This window comes from Novosphingobium sp. 550D (assembly GCF_057401885.1).
On sequence record NZ_CM171613.1, the window covers coordinates 1,678,860 to 1,697,929 of the forward strand.

Genomic DNA, 19,070 nt, shown 5'->3' on the forward strand with positions numbered 1-19,070 from the left:
GCCATAGGTTCAGCCTATGGTTTCACCTTCCAGTTCCCGGATCAAAGCATCGGCCAGCGGCGACATGCCGCGCTCTTTCAGCCACCGCACACCTACGCTGCGTTCAAACACCGCCTCGGCGATGGGCAGGGCGCGCAGCACACCCATCGACAATTCGCTGGCCGCCACGCGCATCGGCAGGATGGTGACACGCCCGCAATCGCGCACCAGCGCTTTGGTGGTCAAAAGCGAATCGCAACGCACCGCATCGCGCGGCTCCGGTGTTCCTGCTGCGGCAAAGAGCGCATCGACCTGACGCCGGAACGCGCCCTGCGCCTCGGGCAGAACCCAGCGCAATTGGTCCGCCCGTTTGAGTGAAAAGGGTTCATGCATCCCCGCGACATCAGGCCCGACAATCAACGCAAAGGGATCGCGCGCCAATGTGCGCTCGGCCAGATCCTCGTCCGGCTCCTCCATCGCGGTGGTGACAAAGGCCATTTCAATGTCGCCCTCGCGCAGCATGGCGGTCAATTCACGGTCGGCGCGTTCCAGAACGCTCAGCGTAATGCGCGGCAGGCGCTCCTCGATCCGCGCCATGGCAAGGGGCAGCAGGCTGACCAGCGCGCCGGGCGTGCCGCCAATGCGTAACGGGCCGGACAGGCCCTCGCTCGCCGCTTTCACCTCGGCCTGCGCATCGCGCAGCAGGTGTTCGAGCATTTGCGCCCGCGCCTCTAACGCATGGCCCGCCGGGGTCAGGACAATCCCTGCGCGGGTGCGTTCAAACAAAGTCGCGCCCAATCGCGCCTCCAGCAAGGCAATCGCGCTGGACACCGAAGGTTGGGAAATATTGAGCGCGCGAGCCGCCCCGGTGATCGAGCCCGCGCGGCATACTTCGTGAAAGGTGCGAAGGGCGCGCGGGTCAATCATCGGGTCAGATTAGCGCAGGATGGGCCTTACGCCAATGCCTTGCGCAGGCTGACGGGCGTGACCATCGCGGCCAGAAGCGCGGCCCACACCAGCTTTGCCGACAATGCCGCGCCCCATGGCAATTGCGCCAGCCCCAGCATGGAGAGCACAGCGCCCGACAGTGCCACCCCGGCCACCGCCCCGCACAAAGCCAGGAGCAGCGAACGCAGGACCAGATTGGCGGGCCAAGGCGAAGCAACGCCCAGCGCCGCCACCTTGCCCGCCCGCCGTGCCTTGCCCGCCAGCGCGCCGGGGACCAGCGAACCCATCAGCCCGATCATGAAGCCCTGTGGCACAAAATCGAACACATAGGCCCCGACGCCCCAGACTGGCACCGGCCCGCTACGCCCGAAAACAAGCAGGAAGAAAGCCAGTGTGAGCACGGCGTTGATCACCATGCTCACCCCGGTTTCACGGCGGATATAGGCCGCCGTGGTCATTTGCCCTGACCCTCGATCACCACCGGCCCGATCAGACCCGACGCACGCAGCGGCGCATCGGCGCGATAGGTGGGCATGGTGGTAAAGGTCACAGGCTTTGCTCCCGGTTGCTTGTCGCCGATCAGGCGGTTGATCCACAGGTTGGCCACGCGGACCTCGATGTGGTTCTTGCCCGGTTTGACTGCGCCCGACAAGTCCACCCGATAGGGCGCATGCCAGACCATGCCGACATCCTTGCCATTGACGCTGACCTGCGCGACTTCACGCAAGTCGCCTAGGTTGAGCCAGAGCGGCTGCCCTGGCTTCCACCCCTTGGGCGCGGCGAAATCCTTGGCATAGGTGGCCACGCCCGAGAAATGGGCGATGCCGGTGTCGGCATTTTCATTGAGCGGTTGCAGCTTGGGCAGAACCGTATTGGCCGGCGCGCCGCGTCCCGGCTGGAACGTAACATTCCACGCGCCATCCAGCGTCACCAGCGCTGAGGGCACCAGTTTCTTGATCATCAAAGCATCGGCGGGTGCAGGCTTGCGGAACACGACATGCACAGATTCCTCGCCCAACAGCGACATGGGGATCACTGTTTCACCATTGGCGATGCGATAGCTGACAGGTTCAAACGTGCCGGTTTCGGCATGCCACAATTCGGGCGCCTTGCCCGTCACGCGGAAATGCGCCTCGAAGGTCTCGGCGCGTTCTTTGCGGTTGACCAGGAAATAGCTGTCGCCGGACTCCCAGCGCCGGTGCAGGAAAGGCACCTCGGCATCGGCCGCGCCGCCCGTCATGCGGAAATCGGACGCCACGCCTGCCTTGGCCAGCGCCGCTTCGACATCGCTGCTGGCGATGACACGGCCCTTGCCCACGGTGGCATCGCCCCCCGCAGGCCACAGGCGCGCGACCAGAGCCTTGTAATCGGCCATGTCCTTGTCCGACAGGCTGGGCGTTCCTTCGGGCGCCAAACCGATGATGGTCGCGCCCCCTTCGGCCAGAGCGGCAATTTTGTGCAGCGCGGCCAGCGTCATTTTATGCGCCGACCCGCCCAGATAGAGCGCACGATAGCGCGCACCGCCCGGCGTCACCAATTCCCCGCCATCATTCCTGAGCGCACCGACCAGCGCGCCATAGTTGACGAAGTCATAGGCATGGGTCGTGGGCGCATCACCGACACGCTTGTCACCATACAGGCCCGTCAGGGGCGCTTCCTCGCCATAGAAATAGCCGACATCGGCCACATTGCGCCCGTTTTGCAGCATCAGCGAATTGCGCGACAGATAATCGACCCATGTCTTGGCCAGCGGCGCCCATGCTTCGTGCCGGTTAAAGAACTGGCCAAAGATCATCAGTGAGAGGCCCGGCACCTTGTCATCGACGGGTTGATGGACGCTGGTGTGGACGACGGGGCGGTTGACGCCCGAAACGAATTCGGTGTCGATCACATGCTTCAATGTGCGCGGGGAATCGGCCCAATAGCTGAGCGCCGAGGTCATGGATTCAGCCGCTACCAGATTCTGCCCATAGATATGCGCCACGCTGGCCGCGCCCTTCATATCGGCCAGATAGGACGGGTTCGGGCCATCCTTTTGCGTGAACGTCCAAAGCGCCGCCATCGGCACGTCGGCATGGCTGCGCATGGCCATATCATCGCCAAGGCTGGGGCGGTGATCCTCCAGCGCCTCGCCGTAAACCTTCAGGCCCACGGCATGCGCCTTGGCCGCCACGGTGCCGTAATGCTCCGACGCCATCAGATCACCCAGCGTGCGGCGCCAGTCATAGAGGAACTTGTCGCTATCCTCGCGGCTGCCGACCAGCGCGCCGGTGAGAGCGGGCAACCAAGGCGTCGCGTCATAGCCGCGCAAAGCCTTGAACTGGGCCAACATCTTGGGCGTCCAATTGGCCGCGCCCACCTCGATGGAATCGGTCAGGATCGCGCGGACACCGCGCGCGCCGATCATATCGGCCCCGGCGGCATCGCGATACATGCCAAGGTAGTGGTCCATATACCGGCCCACCGCATCGGCATCGAACTTGTCCACCTCAAGCCCGGTGGCCTCGGGCGGGGCGGGGTGGTTGGTGGTGCCCAGCAGGGATGCGCCCATGCGTATGATCCGCCAAGTCTGTCCCTTGGGCAGGGCGGGGGCTTTCCATTCCAGCGTGCCATCGGGCTTCATCATGGCGGTCAGATCGACGACCTGCGAAACGGCGGCTCCATTGGCGCCATCGGCCGGATTGGTCAGCGCGTAATAGTCATGGGCCAGCGCAAAGCCCGCCTTGGTTTCGGCCAGATTGACCTTGGCCTCGCCCGAAAGGGCGAATTGGCCCAGCGTAAAGGGCTTTCCTTCCCCGCCCAGCGAGGCAAACAGGCCGGGGATTTCCACGCCTTCGGCCGGCGCGCCCATATTGGCCGAGGTCGAGAGCATGGGTTTGAGCACGAGGCGGAAATGCTTGGCCGTGACGGGGGCAAAGCTGACCGTGGTGGGCACGTCATTGACGGCAAAATGGGTGATCTCGCGCCATGTCTGGCCATCATCGCTCGCCTCCAGAACGGGGTCGACCGTGGGGCCACGGAACATGACCTTCGCGCCCGGCACAAAGACGGTGGCGCTGCGCATGGTCTGGGGCGCGTCATAGGAATAGGTGACGCTGCCCGGATGGCCTTCCTTGCCGCGCGGCACCGAAACACCGGAGGTCAGATTGTCGTCAAACAACAAGGCGGCATCGACCGATTGACCATCAACGGCGGCCTTGGGCGCGGGGGCGGCATTGACCGCCATCGGCATGGCCAGCACGGCTACGTCGCTGTAGAAATTGGGCGCGGCCTCCGGCTTGTGTCCGCTGGCGATGTCGTCAAAGCCAAGCGCCTTGCCCATGGCCTGAAACGGGCCGGTGATTTCGGGCGGTGCGGAGACCTTGCCCTTGAAGATTTTGCCCGGCGCGGCGGTCATTTCGCTCCACACCAGTTTCTTCAGCCCATCGGCAGGCTTGACCCAAGGGCCGCCCGTTTCGCTCCACCCCGGCGATGCGGCAATGGCCAGTTCCAGCCCGTTGCGATCGGCTTCCTGCGCGGCAAAGCGGAAGGCGTCCTTCCATTCCGGCGTCATATAGGCAAGCCGGTGTTCAACCACCTGCGGCGTGTTCAGATTGACGTCGAAATTCTGAAGGCCGCCGATGCCGACAGATTTCATCCATGCGATGTCCTTGGCGATGCCATCCTTGGTGATATTGCCGTTCATCCAGTGCCACCACACGCGGGGGCGGGCTTCGGATGGCGGGTCGCGGAACTGAATTTCCAGATCGGCGGTTTGGGCGTGAACCGGCAGGGCAACAGGCGCGCATGCAGCGATCAGCGCCAAACGCAGCGCACGGACAGAAGGCTTGGTGGCCATGATTTTACGTCTCCCCCGAGGAGTGATTTTCGATGAGGCAAAGTTATGTTGTAAAAGCAAAATGCCCGCAGCCATCTCTCTATAGGAGACAGTCTGCGGGCATAGCCATGTCTTTATTGTCGCAAGATTGGCATCACACGATACCGGCACCCAGCCCGACAGGCTTGCGTTCCTGCGCCTTGCGGGCGCGGTATCCGCTGGCGCGATAGGCGGCCAGAACGTCAATCGCGCCGCCCGCCTCGACACGGGCCATGGCCAGAATCGGGGCCACATCGACATTATAGGCGCGGCGCAGAGCCTGGAACGCCATCATCGTGTCATTGGCTTCCTGTGCGCCATGCAGGGCGGCGCGATCAACCAGCGACGCCTTGGCAAAGCAGGCGGCAATCGCTTCGGCGCTGGACAGCATCGATTCAATCGGGTCGGTCACATTGTGCGACTGGTCGATCATATAGGACGGGTTGAAACCATCACGCGGGTTCAGTTCCGCCTCGGCCAGTTCGTTGAACACGAGGAAGAGTTGGTGCGGGTTGATCGAGCCGCTGTCCAGATCGTCGTCGCCATACTTGCTGTCGTTGAAATGGAAACCGCCCAGCTTGCCAAAGCGGTGGAGGCGGGCCACGATCTGTTCGATATTGACGTTGGGCGCATGGTGGCCAAGGTCGACAAGGCACTTGCACTTGTCACCCAGCGTTTGCGCGGCAAGGATCGAGGAGCCCCAGTCGCTGATCACGGTCGAGTAGAAGGCCGGTTCGAACATTTTGTGTTCGAGCAGCATCCGCCAGTCATCGGGCAGGGCTGAATAGATTTGCGCCGCCGCATCAAGATAGCGGTCGAGGCTGCGGGCAAAATCCTGCTGGCCGGGGAAATTGGTACCATCGCCCACCCAGACGGTCAGGTCCTTGCTGCCCAACTGTTTGCCGATTTCGATGCATTCGATGTTGTGTTCGACCGCCTGCTGGCGCGCGCCTGCGTCTTGAGACGAGAGCGAGCCATTGGCATAGGTGTGGGCCTGACCCACCTGATCCTGAAACGTGTTGCTGTTGACCGCGTCCCAGCCAAGGCCGAGATCCGCGGCTTCCTCGCGCAGGGCGTTGAAATCGGAAACCTTGTCCCACGGGAAATGGGGCGAGACACGCGGCGTCACCGTGGACAACTGGTTGATGACCGAGCAGTCTTCCAGCTTTTCATGGATATTGGTGGGTTCGCCCGCAATGGGGAACTTGGCAAAACGCGTGCCGCCGCGCCCCGCGCCCCACGAAGGGACGGCGACCGAGAAACCGGCAACGCGCTTTTTGATTGCGTCAATATCGATGCCGGTGCGCGCCAGCTTGCGGCCCAGCGCTTCGTAATCTTCATGCAGGGCCTCAAGCCCCTTGGCGTTATGTTCCGCGATCAGATCGGCGGAAATCGGCAGATTGCTCATGAAATCCTCTCCCAAACCTGAATTTAGCGCGTGAAGGCCTGAACGTTGCCCGCGTCCACATTGATCATGTTGCCGGTCGACTTTGCCGAGGCTTCGCTCCCAAGGAAATAGGCCGCTTCGGCAATATCTTCGGGCAGCACATCGCGCTTGAGCATCGAACGGTTGCGGTAATGCGCTTCCAGTTCCTCGCCCGCGTCGATCTTATTGGACGCGGCGCGTTCCTTGCGCCAGTCGCCGTCCCAGATCTTGCTGCCCTTGATGACGGCATCGGGGTTGACGATGTTGACACGGATGCCTTCGGGTGCGCCCTCCAAGGCCAGACAACGGCCCAGATGGTTGGCAGCGGCCTTGGCGCTGGCATAGGCCGAAGCGCCAGCGGCGGCGGCCACGGCATTCTTCGAACCGATGAAAACGAGGCTGGTGCCGCCCAGGTCCTTGTTGCGCTTCATCAGGCCCCAGGCATGCTTGGCGGTCAGGAAATAGCCCTGGGCCAGCACGTCGAAATTGCGATCCCACAGTTCCACCGTGGTCTGCTCGATGGGGGCAGAAGAGGCGATGCCCGCATTGGCGACCACCACGTCCAGACCGCCAAATTCGCGCGCGGCGGTGTCGAAGGCGGCCTTGACCTGCGCTTCGTCGGTCACGTCGCAGGTGACGGCGCGGACGACGTCCTTGCCGAACTGCTTGGCGAAACCGGCGCGCACTTCCTCGACGGCGTTGGCATCACGGTCGGCCAGCACCACGCAGGCGCCTTCTTTCAGGAAGCGGGCCGCCGTTGCCGCACCGATACCGCCCGCGCCGCCGGTGACAAAGGCCACGCGGCCCACCTGCGGCTTGGGGGCGGGCATGCGCTGAAGCTTGGCTTCTTCGAGCAGCCAGTATTCGATGTCGAAGGCTTCCTGCTCATCCAGAGCGATATAGTCGCCAATGGCTTCTGCGCCGCGCATCACGTTGATGGCATTGCCATAAAATTCCCCGGCCAGACGCGCGGTGGTCTTGTCGGTGGCAAAGGTGATGCGGCCAACGCCGGGCACCAGCACCACGACCGGGTTGGGATCGCGCATGGCGGGGCTGTTGGCGCGCTTGCAGCGCTCGTAATAGGCGGCATAGAAATCGCGATAAGCGCTGATCTTTTCCGCCAGATAGGCATCGTCCTGCAAACGGGCCGGATCGAGCGTCAGCGGCGCGATCTTGGTGCGCAGGAAGTGGTCGGGGCAAGAGGTGCCCAGAGCGGCCAGTTCTTCAAACTTGGCGGACCCCACAAATTCCAGCGCCTCGGCATCATCCGAATAATGGCCCAGCTTGCGGCGCGAACCCGTCATAAAGCCGCGCAGGCGGGGCATCAGATCGGCGGCAATCGCGGCGCGGTCGGGGTTGGGGGCGACGACCTGACCGCCAAAGGCAGGCTTGCCCGCCATCTTGGCGTTCAGATACTTGGCCGCGTCCGCAATCAGGCCAACGGTGTGCTCATAGCATTCCTTGGCGCTGTCGGCCCAGCAGATGATGCCGTGGCTGGCCATCATCACACCCTGAACGCCCGGATTGGCGCGCTGATAATCGCGCAGCATCCGGCCCAGCGTGTAACCGGGGCGCTTCCACGGCAGCCAGCCGATCTTGCCGCCCCAGATTTCCTTGGTCGCTTCTTCGCCACCGCTCGACGCGGCAAGGGCAATGATCGCATCCGGGTGAACGTGGTCAACATGGGCAAAAGGCAGCAGCGAGTGCAGCGGCGTGTCGATCGATGCTGCGCGGCCGTTCAGGTTGAACGTGCAATGGGGCAGATAGCCGACCATCTTGTCGTCATCTTCGGGCCCATTGTAATGTGCCTCAAGGCCCAGCAGCTTTTCCTGATAGAGCGTGGCAAAGCCGTCCAGCTTCATCGAACCGATGTCGCCGCCCGAACCTTTGACCCACAACACTTCGACGGTTTCACCGGTGAGAGGATCGGTGCCGGCCAATTTGGCCGAGGTGTTGCCGCCGCCAAAGTTGGTCACCGTCAGATCGCTGCCCAACAGGTTGGAGCGATAGAGCAGCAGTTCTTCGGGCGAAAGCGTGGCGGCGTGGGCGTCGTCCCAACGGCTGGTGGGGACGGCAAAAGGAATCGCGGAGTTTGTCACGGAAATTTGCTCCCATGGGGGTCTGTTTGATCGGCCTCCTAACGAATCTGCTTCCCTTTGGCAATCAGATTCGATATTCAGCAATCATAAACGATCAGACTAATGATCAAATTCGCACATGCAGCATGATTTCGCGCTTGCGGCGCGACGGGAATAAAGCGCTATTGCGCGCGAGGGAGAGCGTTCTGACACAGGGTTCTGTACAATCAGAAGTTGGGGCCGGATGGGCGATCGTGATCGACATCGGCAAAACGATGTCGAAGATCACATTGTGGTCGCGCGATGGGCAATTGCTGGACCGGCAAGTGCGCCCCAATGCGAAATGCGAGGAAGGCGGCATTGCGCGCCTTGATGCCGCCGGCATTGCCGATTGGGCCAGAGGTGTGCTGACGGGCCATGCGAAAAGCGGCGCGGAATATATCGTGCCGGTCGGGCATGGCGCGGGCTTTGCCGCGATCGTCAATGGTGCCTTGGCCTTTGCGCCCATCGATTATGAGGCCGCCCCGCCCGAAGCCACTATGGCGGCCTATCGCGCCGCCCGGTCTCCTTTCGCGCAAACCGGATCGCCCGCCCTGCCACAGGGTTTGAATTTCGGCGCGCATGTGTGGTGGGCGCAGGAACTTTATCCCGACGTCATGGCGCAGGCCACGCTGGTGCCATGGGCGCAATATTGGGCATGGTGGCTGTGCGGTGTCGCGGCCAGTGAAGTGACCTCGCTGGGTTGTCATTCGGATCTTTGGAACCCGGATGCCGCCGACTGGTCCGATCTGGCCAAGGGGCAGGGTTGGGATCGGCGCTTTGCCCCGGTGGTCAAGGCGGGCGATGTGTTGGGCACGATCAGTCCGGCGCTGGCGGCGGCCACGGGCCTGCCGGAAACGGTGCGCGTTCTGGCGGGGCTGCATGATTCCAATGCGGCGCTGATGGCGGCGCGTGGATTTGGCGAAATCGCCCGCAATGAGGCCACCGTGCTGTCCACCGGCACATGGTTCATCGCCATGCGCCTGCCCACCTCGCCCATCGCCACGGCTGCCCTGCCCGAGGCGCGAGATTGTCTGGTTAATGTCGACGCCTATGGGCGGCCCGTCCCTTCCGCGCGTTTCATGGGCGGTCGCGAGATTGAGGCGCTGATCGAGATTGACACGCGCCGGGTCGATATCAAACCCGATCAGCCGCATCTGTTGGCCGCGGTCCCCGCCGTTTTGGCCAAGGGGGCGATGCATATGCCGACGCTGGCACCCGGTTGCGGGCCCTTTCCCGATGCAAAGGGTGCGTGGGTCAACCAGCCCGAGGATTGGTATGAGCGCCGCGCCGGTGCCTGCCTTTATGCCGCGCTGGTGGCCGATCAGGCGCTTAATCTGATCGGTTCGGATGAACGCCTGCTGGTCGAAGGCCGCTTTGCCGAGGCGGAGGTTTTCGTCCGCGCTCTGGCGGCCCTGCGCCCCAAGACGCAGGTTTATGTTGGCAGCGCGCATAATGATGTCAGTTTCGGCGCGATCCGGCTGATCGATCCCGTGCTGATGCCCCAAGGTGAATTGCGCAGGATCGAGCCGCTGGACGCCGATCTTGACACCTATCGCAACCGCTGGCTGGCCCGGCTGGAGAGCAACTGATGATTATCGCTTCTGTCGCCGATTTCCGCGAGGCCGCCCGCCGCCGCCTGCCGCGTTTCCTGTTCGAATATATGGACGGGGGCAGCTATGGCGAGGTGACGTTGCGCAAGAATGCCGAGGATCTTGCCCATCTGGCGCTGCGCCAGCGGGTTTTGCGCGATGTTTCGAAAATCGACATGTCGACCACGCTGTTTGGGGTGAAGCAGGCCCTGCCGGTGGCGCTGGCACCGGTGGGCCTTGCGGGGCTGAACGCGCGGCGCGGCGAGGTCCAAGCCGTGCGCGCGGCCAATAAGGCCGACATTCCCTTCACGCTCTCCACCGTCTCGGCCTGCGCCTTGCCCGAAGTGGCGGCGGCGGCCACCAAGCCCTTCTGGTTCCAGCTCTACATGATCCGCGACCGCGCCTTTATGAAGGATTTGTTGGCCCAGGCCGTCGAGGCGCAATGCAGCGCGCTGGTCTTTACCGTGGACATGCCCGTTCCGGGCAGCCGTTACCGCGATTACCACACCGGTTTGGCGGGCAGCGGCGGGTTGAAAGGCGCGGCGTGGCGCGTGGCGCAGGCCATGGTGCGGCCCGAATGGGCGTGGGACGTAGGCGTTCTGGGCCGCCCGCATCATCTGGGCAATGTCGCCCCGGTGCTGAAAGGCAATACGGGGATTGAGGATTTCTTTGCCTGGATGCGGGGCAATTTCGACCCTTCGATCAACTGGCGCGACCTCGATTTCATCCGTTCCGAATGGAAGGGGCCTTTGATTATCAAGGGCATCCTCGATCCCGAAGACGCCAAGGAAGCGGCCAAGATGGGCGCTGACGGCATCGTCGTTTCCAACCATGGCGGGCGGCAATTGGACGGGGTGCTCTCCAGCGCCCGCGCCCTGCCGCCGATTGCCGATGCGGTAGGGGATGATCTGACCGTGTTGGCCGATGGCGGCGTGCGTTCGGGGCTGGACGTGGTGCGGATGTTGGCGCTGGGCGCGCGGGGCGTGCTGCTGGGCCGGGCGTGGTCCTATGCGCTGGCGGCAAAGGGCGAGGCGGGCGTTTCCAAAATGCTGGAGATCATCACCGCCGAAATGCGCGTGGCTATGGCGCTGACGGGCTGCACCGATATTTCGCAAATCAACCGCGATATTCTCGCGTAAATCATAATAAAGGAGAGGCTCATGGTGCCCAATCCGGCGCTGGGCGTGGTGTTTCACTGGATCGGGGGCTTTTCCTCGGCCAGTTTCTATGTTCCGTACAAACGCATCCGCTCGTGGAACTGGGAGGTTTTCTGGCTGGCGGGCGGGCTGTTCAGCTGGCTGATCGCGCCCTGGCTGTTTGCCTCGCTGCGAACGAATGATTTGCTGGGCGTGCTGTCCGCCGCCCCCCGTGCAACGCTGGCGTGGTGCTGGTTCTGGGGCGTGATGTGGGGCTTTGGCGGGCTGACCTTTGGTTTGACGATGCGCTATCTGGGCCTGTCGCTGGGCATGGCGGTGGCGCTGGGGCTGACCACGGTGATCGGCACGTTGGGGCCGCCGATCTTTCATGGCACGATGGGCGAAATCGCGGCCAAGACCAGCGGGCAATTGACCCTGCTGGGCATTGTCATCACGTTGGTGGGCATTGTGGTGGTGGCGCGCGGTGGCGCTGCCAAATCGCGTGAAGTGCCCAGCGGCGAGGCCGTGGCCGAATTTGACCTGAAAAAGGGTCTGGCGATTGCGACATTTTCCGGCGTGATGTCGGGCTGTTTCGCTTGGGGGCTGGATGCGGGACAACCGATCCGCGACCTGACGCTGGCGGCGGGCACGGATCCGCTCTCGCAAGGGCTGCCGGTGCTCTGTGTCGTGCTGCTGGGCGGGTTTACCACCAATGCTTTGTGGTGCGCCTGGCTGATCGTCAAGAACCGCAGCCTTGGCCAATTCTTCGGCGCCTCCAATGATGTGGCCCAGCCGCGCGCGCCCTTGGCGGCCAACTGGCTGCTGGCCGCGCTGGGCGGCACGCTGTGGTATGGCCAGTTCTTCTTCTACACGATGGGCGAGAGCCAGATGGGCCAATATGGCTTTTCCAGCTGGACCCTGCATATGGCCAGCATCATCCTGTTCTCGACGCTCTGGGGCTTTGCGCTGAAAGAATGGCTGGGCACCTCGGTGCGCACCCGGACATTGGTGTGGAGCGGCATCGGCCTGTTGATCGGGGCGACCGTGGTGATCGGTGGCGGCAATATGTTGGCGGCGGGATGATAGTATGATGGCTTTTGCGCGAATTTGACGGCATAGACCGATTGTTCGCGCAAGGGCGAATTGGGATGGGGCGACACAATTCATGCATGCAACCGAACGCGAAAGGCTGATTCTCGAAGCTCTGGCCCCATCCGGCTTTGTCTCCTATCGCGAACTTGAAGCGATGCTGGAAGCCTCGCCCGCGACAATCCGGCGTGATCTGTCGCGGATGGAGGCCGAGGGCCTGTTGCAGCGCGTCCACGGCGGGGCCAAGGCGAGCGAGGCGGAAGAAGGCGAACCTTCGCACGCCACTTTGCTGGGCACACCGTTCGATCAATCGATCACGATCAACCTTGCCGCCAAGCAGGCGATTGGCCGGGCCGCTGCGGCCCTGTGCGAACCGGGCGAGGGGATCATGATCGACGGGGGCACTACCACGCTCCAGATGTGCCCGCATCTGGACGGGCTGGATCTTCAGGTGCTGACCAATTCGCTCCATATCGTCAATGGCTTGCTGCCGCAGAAGGGCACGCGCATTCTGGTCCCGTCGGGCAGCGTGTTTCGTGAACAGAACATCATCCTGGCGCCTGCGGGCGAGGATTCGATGCCGCGTTTCCATGCGCCCAAATTGTTCATGGGTGCCGCCGCCGTGGGCCAGCAAGGCGTGATGCAGCACGACATCATCCTTGTCGCGGCCGAGCGTCGATTGGTGGACCGCGCCGAACAGGTGATCCTGTTGGTCGATTCCAGCAAATTCGCCCTATCGTCGGGCGCCATTGTCTGCGGGTTGGATGAGGTGGATGTCTTGATTACCGATGCCGGCATCACCCCCGCGCTGGCTGATATGGTGCGCAGCGCGGGGGTGCGGCTGATTATTGCTTAGGCCTTGACCACCTTTTGATCGATGGTGCCAAAGGGCTTGCGGCCATTCGCGTCGATGGCCTCCATGCGGATCGTGTCGCCGAAATGCATGAAGCTGGTGGAGGGCTTGCCATCGGCGATCATCTCGATGGCGCGGCGTTCGGAAATGCAGGCCGAACCACGGGTGGCATATTCGGCGTTCGACACTGTGCCCGACCCGATGATCGTGCCCGCCACCAGATCGCGCGTGCGCGCGGCATGGGCGACCAGTTCGGGGAAAGAGAAGCCCATCTGGCTGCCGTTTACCAGCCCGAAGCGCTCTGCGTTCCATTCCACCATCAGATCGGCGCAAACCCGGCCATCGCGCCAATCCGCGCCCAATTCATCGGGCGTGACGGCAAAGGGCGCCATGGAGCAAGCAGGCTTGGCCTGAACCCAGCCAAAGCCGGTCTTCATTTCGACCGGGGCAATGGCGCGCAGCGACCAGTCGTTGATCTGCACGATCAGCTTGATGTGGCTGGCGGCTTCCTCTGCCGTGACGCCCATGGGGACGGCATCAACGATGACGCCGAATTCGCCTTCAAAGTCGATGCCGTCGGCTTCGCTGGTGAAGGGCACATCCTGGGTCGGGGCATAGAAGCGGTCAGACATGCCCTGATACATCAGCGGCCGGTCCGTTTCGATGGGATCGTGATGAAAAGCGATCTGCATCAGGTCGCCATGGTTGGCAAAGGCCGAACCGTCGAGCCATTGCCACGAACGCGGCATGGGCGCGATCAGGCGGGCGGGGTCAAGATGTCCGCCGCCGCCATTATTCAGCAGCCCGACCAGCGGCTTGAGCCGGTCCATGGCCTGATCCCACTGCTCGATCGCGTTGATCAGGGTCAGGCCCGGCGCGGAGAGATAGCGCGCGCCATCAGCGGAAACGACGACCAGTTCGCCATCGGGGCGCCCATTGCGCAAGGTTGCAAGGCGCATGATTATTCCTCGATGATGGCAACGGCGCGGGTCCAGCCTGCGGATGCGCCCTTGATCTTGTGGGGGAAGCAGGAGACCGTAAAGCCGTGCGGAGGCAGGGCTTCAAGGTTATGCAGCTTTTCCAGATGGCAATAGCCGATGTCACGCCCGGCCTTGTGCCCTTCCCAGATAAGCGAGGTGTCGCCGGTTTCGGCAACCTTCTCCGCCGTCAGGGCAAAGGGCGCGTCCCAGCTCCACGCATCGGTGCCCGTCACGCGCACGCCGCGCGTGGTCAGATACATGGTGGCCTCATAACCCATGCCGCAGCCGATGTTGACATAGTTGGGGTTGCCCACCGCCATGCCCGCCGCCGTATTGACCAGCACAATGTCCAGCGGTTGAAGCTCGTGCCCGATGCGGTTCAACTCATCCTCGACATCCTGCGCCGTCACGACATAGCCATCGGGGAAATGCCGGAAATCCAGCTTGACCCCCCGCTGGAAACACCATTCCAGCGGGATTTCATCGATGGTCAGCGACCGTTTGGCCTCGCCGCTGGCCGCATCCATCGTGGGATGGAAATGATAGGGCGCGTCCAGATGCGTGCCCGAATGGGTGGTCAGCCGCACCCATTCGGCGGCGGCGAAACCGGCCCCGTCGGGGGTCTGCTCGGCGGTGATGCCGGGAAAGAAATGACCCAGTTCCGGCAAAGTCTCGCTATGCACCTGATAGGTTATTTCCGGCTTCAGGAACGGCGGATCGGTGATCACATCGTTGCACAGTGTGATTGACAGGTCGATGAAACGACGGCTCATGCGGTATGTCCTCCCAGCGTTTCGGCGAACCAGTCGGCGATATAGTCACGTCCATAGGACATGTTGTCGGCGCCGACATGTTCGACCCCGCCTTCGCGGGCGGTGAAGATCTTTAGCTCGCGGCGGGGGCTGTTGACCAATTGATCGTAGCAATCGTGGGCATAGGCAACGCTGATCTGTCGATCCTGGGCGCCGTGGGTGACGAGGAAGGGGACGCGAACCCCGCCCATATGGCCGTTGAGGTTCATGGCTTCGGATTTTTCGAGGAATTCCTCCATCGTTTCCGCGCCGAACGCCCACATCACATGGGCCCAGTAATGCGGCACGGGGTTTTCGCCCTCGCGCTTCATGCGCTTGTCCTGCACCTCGCGCCAGTTGTGGTTGGCGCCCCAGCAGGCGCCCGAGGCAAAGCGCGGCTCATAGGCCACAGCGCGCGGCGCGAAATGGCCGCCCAGCGAAATGCCGGTCATACCGATGCGCTTGGGATCGACGTCGCTTTGGGTTTCCAGCCAGTCGACTGCCTTTGACGCCCAATTCTCGCTGTGCGGATCGACGGGCAGGCCCTGAAGGCGCAAAGCCTCGCCGGTGCCGGGCTGGTCGACGCAGAGCGTGGAAATGCCGCGCTTGGCCAGCGCTTCGGGCAGGCGGCTCCAGTAGAGCAGCTCCTTGCAGCTGTCCAAACCATTGCAATAGACCACCACGGGGCGGGGGCCTTCGCCGTTTCCGCGGGTGTAGAGCGCCGACATCGTGCCGGTGCTCAGCGGGATTTCCACGCGCTCGCGGTTGATGCTGCCCAGAGCTGTCGAGCGCGCAAAGGCGTCGAGCGCCTTGGCATAGGTTTCCTTGCGGCCCGGCGCGCCGTGGCCCTGCATGCGTTCGGCCACAAAGAGATAGAGCGAGGCGCGCTCCAGCTTGGCGCTGGCGGAAAAGCCGCGTCCCTTGGCCTCGTCCTCGGCGGCCAGTTCCACCAGCTTGTCGCCCATGGCGGCCCATTGCTTCATAAAGGCGGGCGTGCCTGCGTCCCCGCCACCGGCGGCGGCATCAAGGATGGGCTGGCACATATCGACGATCTCGCCGATCTGGCCGCCGCTTTCCAGAGCGATGGCGACCGAGAGGTTCCAGATATAGTTGGGAAAGGGGGAATAAAGCGCCATGATTTATGCCTCCACCGCGACAAACAGGCCGGGGTTTTCATGCGGGTGCGGCATGGTCTGCGGCCCGCCCACGCCAATGCCCCATTGGTCCATGACCATGGGCGCGGGGGCGTAAACCTTGGCCTCGCGGGTTTCGAAGTCCACCTCTTCCAGCTCGGCGGTATATTCGGTGACGAAACCGCCCGGCGTGACGAAATAGCTGAACGTGTTGTCGCCCGCGGTGTGGCGGCCCGGACCCCAGCGGATGTCAAAGCCCTTGAGCTTGAGCCGGTGACCGCCGCGCATCATGCCATCGACGCCTTCCATGTCATAGGCGACATGGTTGAGGCAGGCAGGCCCGGGCAGAATGGCAAAGCGGTGATGGGCGTTGTTGCAGCGCAGGAAGCACATGAAATCGCCCAGCCAGTCGGACACCTTGAAGCCCAGCACATCGCAGAACCATTCGACCAGCGCCTTGTGGTTGGGCGAATGCAGCACGATGTGGCTGATCTTGACCGGCACGCCTTCCCAGCGCTCGATCTCGCGCTTTTGCCCGCGTGCGACTTCGGCGCTGATTTCCATCTGGATGCCATCGGGGCTGAAGAAACGGAAGCCATAGCCGCCGCCCGGCGTGGTGAGGTCACGCGGGGCGTGGACGATCTGACCGCCCGCGGCCTCGACCTTGGCGGCCAGCGCATCGACATCGGCGCGCGTGTCGGTGGCCAAAGCAATCACGTCGATGCGGTTTTCCTCCGCCGCGCGCAGGCGCACGACATGATGTTCGTCATGGCCCTGCGCCTTGAACCAGGCCATGCCATCGTCCGAGGCGACAGGCTCCAGACCCCAGACATCGGTGTAATAGGCAGATTCAGCGGCCAGATCGGTAACGCCATAGCCCACATAGCGGATTTCGGTAACTCGGCTCATTGGATGGTTCCTTGAAAATCAGATGGGCTGCGAGACGACAGCGAACATTTCCTGCGTCGCCTTGGCATTATCGACGGGCGGGCCTTTGCCGATCTGGCCGTGACAGATCTCAAGGCTCTTCTCGACGATGAAGCGGCAGCGTTCAAAGCGGCGGTTGCGGAAGGCGGTGAAGGCTTCGGCCGGGCTGGCGGCTTTGGCGATTTCGTCGGCCAGAACGATGCTGTCCTCAATCGCCATGCCCGCGCCCTGGCCCAGATGGGGGGTGGTGGCATGGACCGCATCGCCGATCAGCACGACCCGGCCCACATGCCAGTCGCCATAGAGCATCATGCCCTCAAGCGGGCGATAGACCACGCCTTCATCATCGGTGATCTGCTCGGCCAATGCCTGAACGGCGGGCGCGGTATTGGCCAGCTTGCCGCGCATGGCCGCCGCGATCCCCTCCTTGGGATACCACGGATTGTCCGGTTCGGGCGTGGTGACATACATATACATCAGATCCGCGCTGATCGGCACAAAGCCGACGCCGGTGGGGCCGTTATAGACCTGAAGCGCATCCAGATCGGCCGGGCGCGGGAAGTTATAGCGCCACACGGCCTGACCCGTGAATTGCGGCCCCGGCGCGTCGGGCATGATGGTTTTGCGCGTTTGCGAATAGACCCCGTCCGCCCCGATCACGATGGCATAGGTGCCGCGCGAACCATCCGAGAAAGTGACATTGACGGCATCGCCCGTGTCCTCGATGCTCGCGGCGGTGATGCCCAGACGGATCTGCGCGCCCGCATCCTTGGCCGTATCGCCCAGCAGTTTGTGCAGCGCAGGCCGCCCGATGCCCATATTGGCGGGCAGGCCCGGCGCGACCGGATGGCCCGGAATGCGCGCGACCTTCTGACCATTGGGCAGGAAGATCTCGACCGCGTCAAAACCCACGCCCGCGGCCAGATAGCCATCCAGAATACCCAATTCCCGCGCCGCAGACAGCACGTTCGACTGCTGGATAATACCAACCCCGTAAACCGACCAGTTCGGGTCGCGTTCAATCACGGTGACATTATGCCCCGCCTTGCAAAGCGCTATCGCGCTCGTCAGGCCCCCAATGCCCCCACCAATGACAAGTATGTCGAGTTTGTTCATGGCCGCGCCTCATGCGCGGCGCCGATGTGCTGGCGCATATGCTCTCCCTATGCGCCGCGACGGGCGCGTTGATCAGGGGCATTTAGGGGGAGAGTAGTCAATCTGTAAAAGTCATTATCTGGATCAATAATGATAGATTGAATTTATGATATAGCCTGTGCCGCCAAACGCAATTGTTCGCGCAGCCAGATCAGGCCCGCATCATCCCGGCGCGCTTCATGAAACTGCACCATTTCACGCAGGCGGGGGAAAGGAAAGGGCATCGGCGCGAAAGCCAGATCGAATTGCGGCATCATCGCGCGCACCAACCGTTTGTGCAGCACGGCCAGGCGCATCGTGTTTTGCAGGAACCATGGCACAGAGGCAAAAGAGGCGACCTCGATATCGATCCGGCGCTGGCGCCCCATGCGGGCCAGTTGGGTGTCGGCAAAGGTCGCGGCGCGGCGTGAACCCAATGCGACGCCGACATGGCCGCAGGCAAAGAAATCATCAGCCGTCAGCCCTTTGGCAAACAGTGGGTTGCCCGCCCATCCGACCACGACCTGTTCTTCTTCGTAAAGGAATTCAGAGGGATGCCAAGGCGCCAGCAATTGTTCCGGCGCGATCAGCAGGTCGATCTGACCGCCATCCAGATCGTCGGCATTGCGCTCGGTCGGCTGCATCACTTCAAGCTGTATATGGGGCGCGGCGGCGGTCACCCGTTCGGCCAGCCCGACCAGAACCGCGACCATGACATAGTCAGACGCGTTGATGCGGAACCGGCGCGTGGCGGTTGCCGGATCAAAACCGGCGGGTGTGGCAATGGCCTGTTCAACGCTTTGCAGGCTGCGCTGGATTTGCGGAAAAAGTGATTCGGCAAAGGGGGTGGGGTGCATGCGCTTGCCCACCTGCACCAGCAATTCATCGCCAAAGAACGCCCGCAGGCGGCGCAAAGACGCGCTGGCGGCGGGTTGGGTCAGGCCCAGGCGTTCGGCCGTTCGGGTGACGCTGCGCGTTTCCATCAATGCGGAAAAGACGACCAGCAGATTGAGGTCGAGCTGTTTGAAGCGCATTTTAGCCATCCCTGTGTTTATGGGAGAGGCGATAAATCAAAATCAGAAATAATGAAAGCGGGGCAGGCGCCATGC

At 62.9% G+C, this 19,070-nt stretch carries 15 protein-coding genes; 4 read left to right on the forward strand and 11 right to left on the reverse strand.

Annotated elements, in window-relative coordinates; genetic code table 11:
- Nucleotides 1-9: 9 nt before the first annotated feature.
- The 5 genes from AC2S2E_RS07900 to AC2S2E_RS07920 form a co-directional block, all read right to left on the reverse strand.
- A complete protein-coding gene (locus AC2S2E_RS07900; RefSeq protein ID WP_486524381.1) occupies nucleotides 10-906 on the reverse strand; it encodes a LysR family transcriptional regulator in 897 nt (298 codons plus the stop codon).
- 26 nt (nucleotides 907-932) lie between these two features.
- Nucleotides 933-1,385, reverse strand: a complete 453-nt coding sequence (locus AC2S2E_RS07905; protein ID WP_486524382.1) for a hypothetical protein — start codon at nucleotides 1,383-1,385, stop codon at nucleotides 933-935.
- The gene (locus AC2S2E_RS07910; protein ID WP_486524383.1) at nucleotides 1,382-4,765 is read right to left on the reverse strand and encodes a glycosyl hydrolase; all 3,384 of its coding nucleotides are present in this window, start codon (nucleotides 4,763-4,765) and stop codon (nucleotides 1,382-1,384) included. Before AC2S2E_RS07910 ends, AC2S2E_RS07905 begins: the two co-directional genes overlap by 4 nt.
- 133 nt (nucleotides 4,766-4,898) lie before the next feature.
- Entirely contained in the window at nucleotides 4,899-6,191 is a 1,293-nt protein-coding gene (gene rhaI / locus AC2S2E_RS07915; RefSeq protein WP_476101726.1) for an L-rhamnose catabolism isomerase, read from the reverse strand.
- Nucleotides 6,192-6,214: 23 nt separating this feature from the next.
- Nucleotides 6,215-8,308, reverse strand: a complete 2,094-nt coding sequence (locus AC2S2E_RS07920; RefSeq protein ID WP_486524384.1) for a bifunctional rhamnulose-1-phosphate aldolase/short-chain dehydrogenase — start codon at nucleotides 8,306-8,308, stop codon at nucleotides 6,215-6,217.
- Nucleotides 8,309-8,541: 233 nt separating this feature from the next.
- On the opposite strand from AC2S2E_RS07920, the gene AC2S2E_RS07925 reads away from it, so the two are divergent.
- The 4 genes from AC2S2E_RS07925 to AC2S2E_RS07940 all read left to right on the forward strand — a co-directional run bounded on the left by AC2S2E_RS07925 (nucleotide 8,542) and on the right by AC2S2E_RS07940 (nucleotide 12,999).
- Entirely contained in the window at nucleotides 8,542-9,918 is a 1,377-nt protein-coding gene (locus AC2S2E_RS07925) for an FGGY-family carbohydrate kinase (protein ID WP_486524385.1), read from the forward strand.
- Nucleotides 9,918-11,057, forward strand: a complete 1,140-nt coding sequence (gene lldD, locus AC2S2E_RS07930; protein WP_486524386.1) for an FMN-dependent L-lactate dehydrogenase LldD — start codon at nucleotides 9,918-9,920, stop codon at nucleotides 11,055-11,057. The genes AC2S2E_RS07925 and lldD overlap by 1 nt, the downstream gene beginning before the upstream one ends.
- A gap of 21 nt (nucleotides 11,058-11,078) precedes the next feature.
- On the forward strand, nucleotides 11,079-12,137 hold the full coding sequence (gene rhaT / locus AC2S2E_RS07935) for an L-rhamnose/proton symporter RhaT (protein ID WP_486524387.1): 1,059 nt from the start codon (nucleotides 11,079-11,081) through the stop codon (nucleotides 12,135-12,137).
- An 82-nt stretch (nucleotides 12,138-12,219) separates the two neighbouring features.
- On the forward strand, nucleotides 12,220-12,999 hold the full coding sequence (locus AC2S2E_RS07940; protein ID WP_476101737.1) for a DeoR/GlpR family DNA-binding transcription regulator: 780 nt from the start codon (nucleotides 12,220-12,222) through the stop codon (nucleotides 12,997-12,999).
- Here AC2S2E_RS07940 and AC2S2E_RS07945 read toward each other — a convergent pair.
- From AC2S2E_RS07945 to AC2S2E_RS07970, 6 genes are all read right to left on the reverse strand, one after another.
- Nucleotides 12,996-13,955 carry a fumarylacetoacetate hydrolase family protein gene (locus AC2S2E_RS07945; protein WP_486524388.1) on the reverse strand — a complete coding sequence of 320 codons (960 nt, stop codon included), beginning with the start codon at nucleotides 13,953-13,955 and terminating at the stop codon, nucleotides 12,996-12,998. The genes AC2S2E_RS07940 and AC2S2E_RS07945 overlap by 4 nt on opposite strands.
- 2 nt (nucleotides 13,956-13,957) lie before the next feature.
- The gene (locus AC2S2E_RS07950) at nucleotides 13,958-14,749 is read right to left on the reverse strand and encodes a cyclase family protein (RefSeq protein WP_476101742.1); all 792 of its coding nucleotides are present in this window, start codon (nucleotides 14,747-14,749) and stop codon (nucleotides 13,958-13,960) included.
- Complete coding sequence (locus AC2S2E_RS07955; protein ID WP_476101745.1) at nucleotides 14,746-15,903, reverse strand: alpha/beta hydrolase family protein; 1,158 nt, start codon at nucleotides 15,901-15,903, stop codon at nucleotides 14,746-14,748. Before AC2S2E_RS07955 ends, AC2S2E_RS07950 begins: the two co-directional genes overlap by 4 nt.
- A gap of 3 nt (nucleotides 15,904-15,906) precedes the next feature.
- Nucleotides 15,907-16,809 (reverse strand): VOC family protein, encoded by a 903-nt coding sequence (locus AC2S2E_RS07960; protein ID WP_486524389.1) that lies wholly within the window; start codon nucleotides 16,807-16,809, stop codon nucleotides 15,907-15,909.
- 18 nt (nucleotides 16,810-16,827) lie between these two features.
- The gene (locus tag AC2S2E_RS07965; RefSeq protein WP_486524390.1) at nucleotides 16,828-17,943 is read right to left on the reverse strand and encodes an FAD-dependent oxidoreductase; all 1,116 of its coding nucleotides are present in this window, start codon (nucleotides 17,941-17,943) and stop codon (nucleotides 16,828-16,830) included.
- Nucleotides 17,944-18,086: 143 nt separating this feature from the next.
- Nucleotides 18,087-18,995 (reverse strand): LysR family transcriptional regulator, encoded by a 909-nt coding sequence (locus AC2S2E_RS07970; protein ID WP_476104451.1) that lies wholly within the window; start codon nucleotides 18,993-18,995, stop codon nucleotides 18,087-18,089.
- Nucleotides 18,996-19,070: the final 75 nt, after the last annotated feature.

Bases quoted from the DNA above. Each gene is read 5' to 3' on its own strand.
- rhaT (WP_486524387.1), top strand. From the start codon at position 11,079: ATGGTGCCCAATCCGGCGCTGGGCGTGGTGTTTCACTGGATCGGGGGC.
- AC2S2E_RS07910 (WP_486524383.1), bottom strand. From the start codon at position 4,765: ATGGCCACCAAGCCTTCTGTCCGTGCGCTGCGTTTGGCGCTGATCGCT.
- AC2S2E_RS07900 (WP_486524381.1), bottom strand. From the start codon at position 906: ATGATTGACCCGCGCGCCCTTCGCACCTTTCACGAAGTATGCCGCGCG.
- AC2S2E_RS07960 (WP_486524389.1), bottom strand. From the start codon at position 16,809: ATGAGCCGAGTTACCGAAATCCGCTATGTGGGCTATGGCGTTACCGAT.
- AC2S2E_RS07940 (WP_476101737.1), top strand. From the start codon at position 12,220: ATGCATGCAACCGAACGCGAAAGGCTGATTCTCGAAGCTCTGGCCCCA.
- AC2S2E_RS07970 (WP_476104451.1), bottom strand. From the start codon at position 18,995: ATGCGCTTCAAACAGCTCGACCTCAATCTGCTGGTCGTCTTTTCCGCA.
- AC2S2E_RS07965 (WP_486524390.1), bottom strand. From the start codon at position 17,943: ATGAACAAACTCGACATACTTGTCATTGGTGGGGGCATTGGGGGCCTG.
- AC2S2E_RS07945 (WP_486524388.1), bottom strand. From the start codon at position 13,955: ATGCGCCTTGCAACCTTGCGCAATGGGCGCCCCGATGGCGAACTGGTC.
- AC2S2E_RS07955 (WP_476101745.1), bottom strand. From the start codon at position 15,903: ATGGCGCTTTATTCCCCCTTTCCCAACTATATCTGGAACCTCTCGGTC.
- rhaI (WP_476101726.1), bottom strand. From the start codon at position 6,191: ATGAGCAATCTGCCGATTTCCGCCGATCTGATCGCGGAACATAACGCC.
- AC2S2E_RS07950 (WP_476101742.1), bottom strand. From the start codon at position 14,749: ATGAGCCGTCGTTTCATCGACCTGTCAATCACACTGTGCAACGATGTG.
- AC2S2E_RS07905 (WP_486524382.1), bottom strand. From the start codon at position 1,385: ATGACCACGGCGGCCTATATCCGCCGTGAAACCGGGGTGAGCATGGTG.
- lldD (WP_486524386.1), top strand. From the start codon at position 9,918: ATGATTATCGCTTCTGTCGCCGATTTCCGCGAGGCCGCCCGCCGCCGC.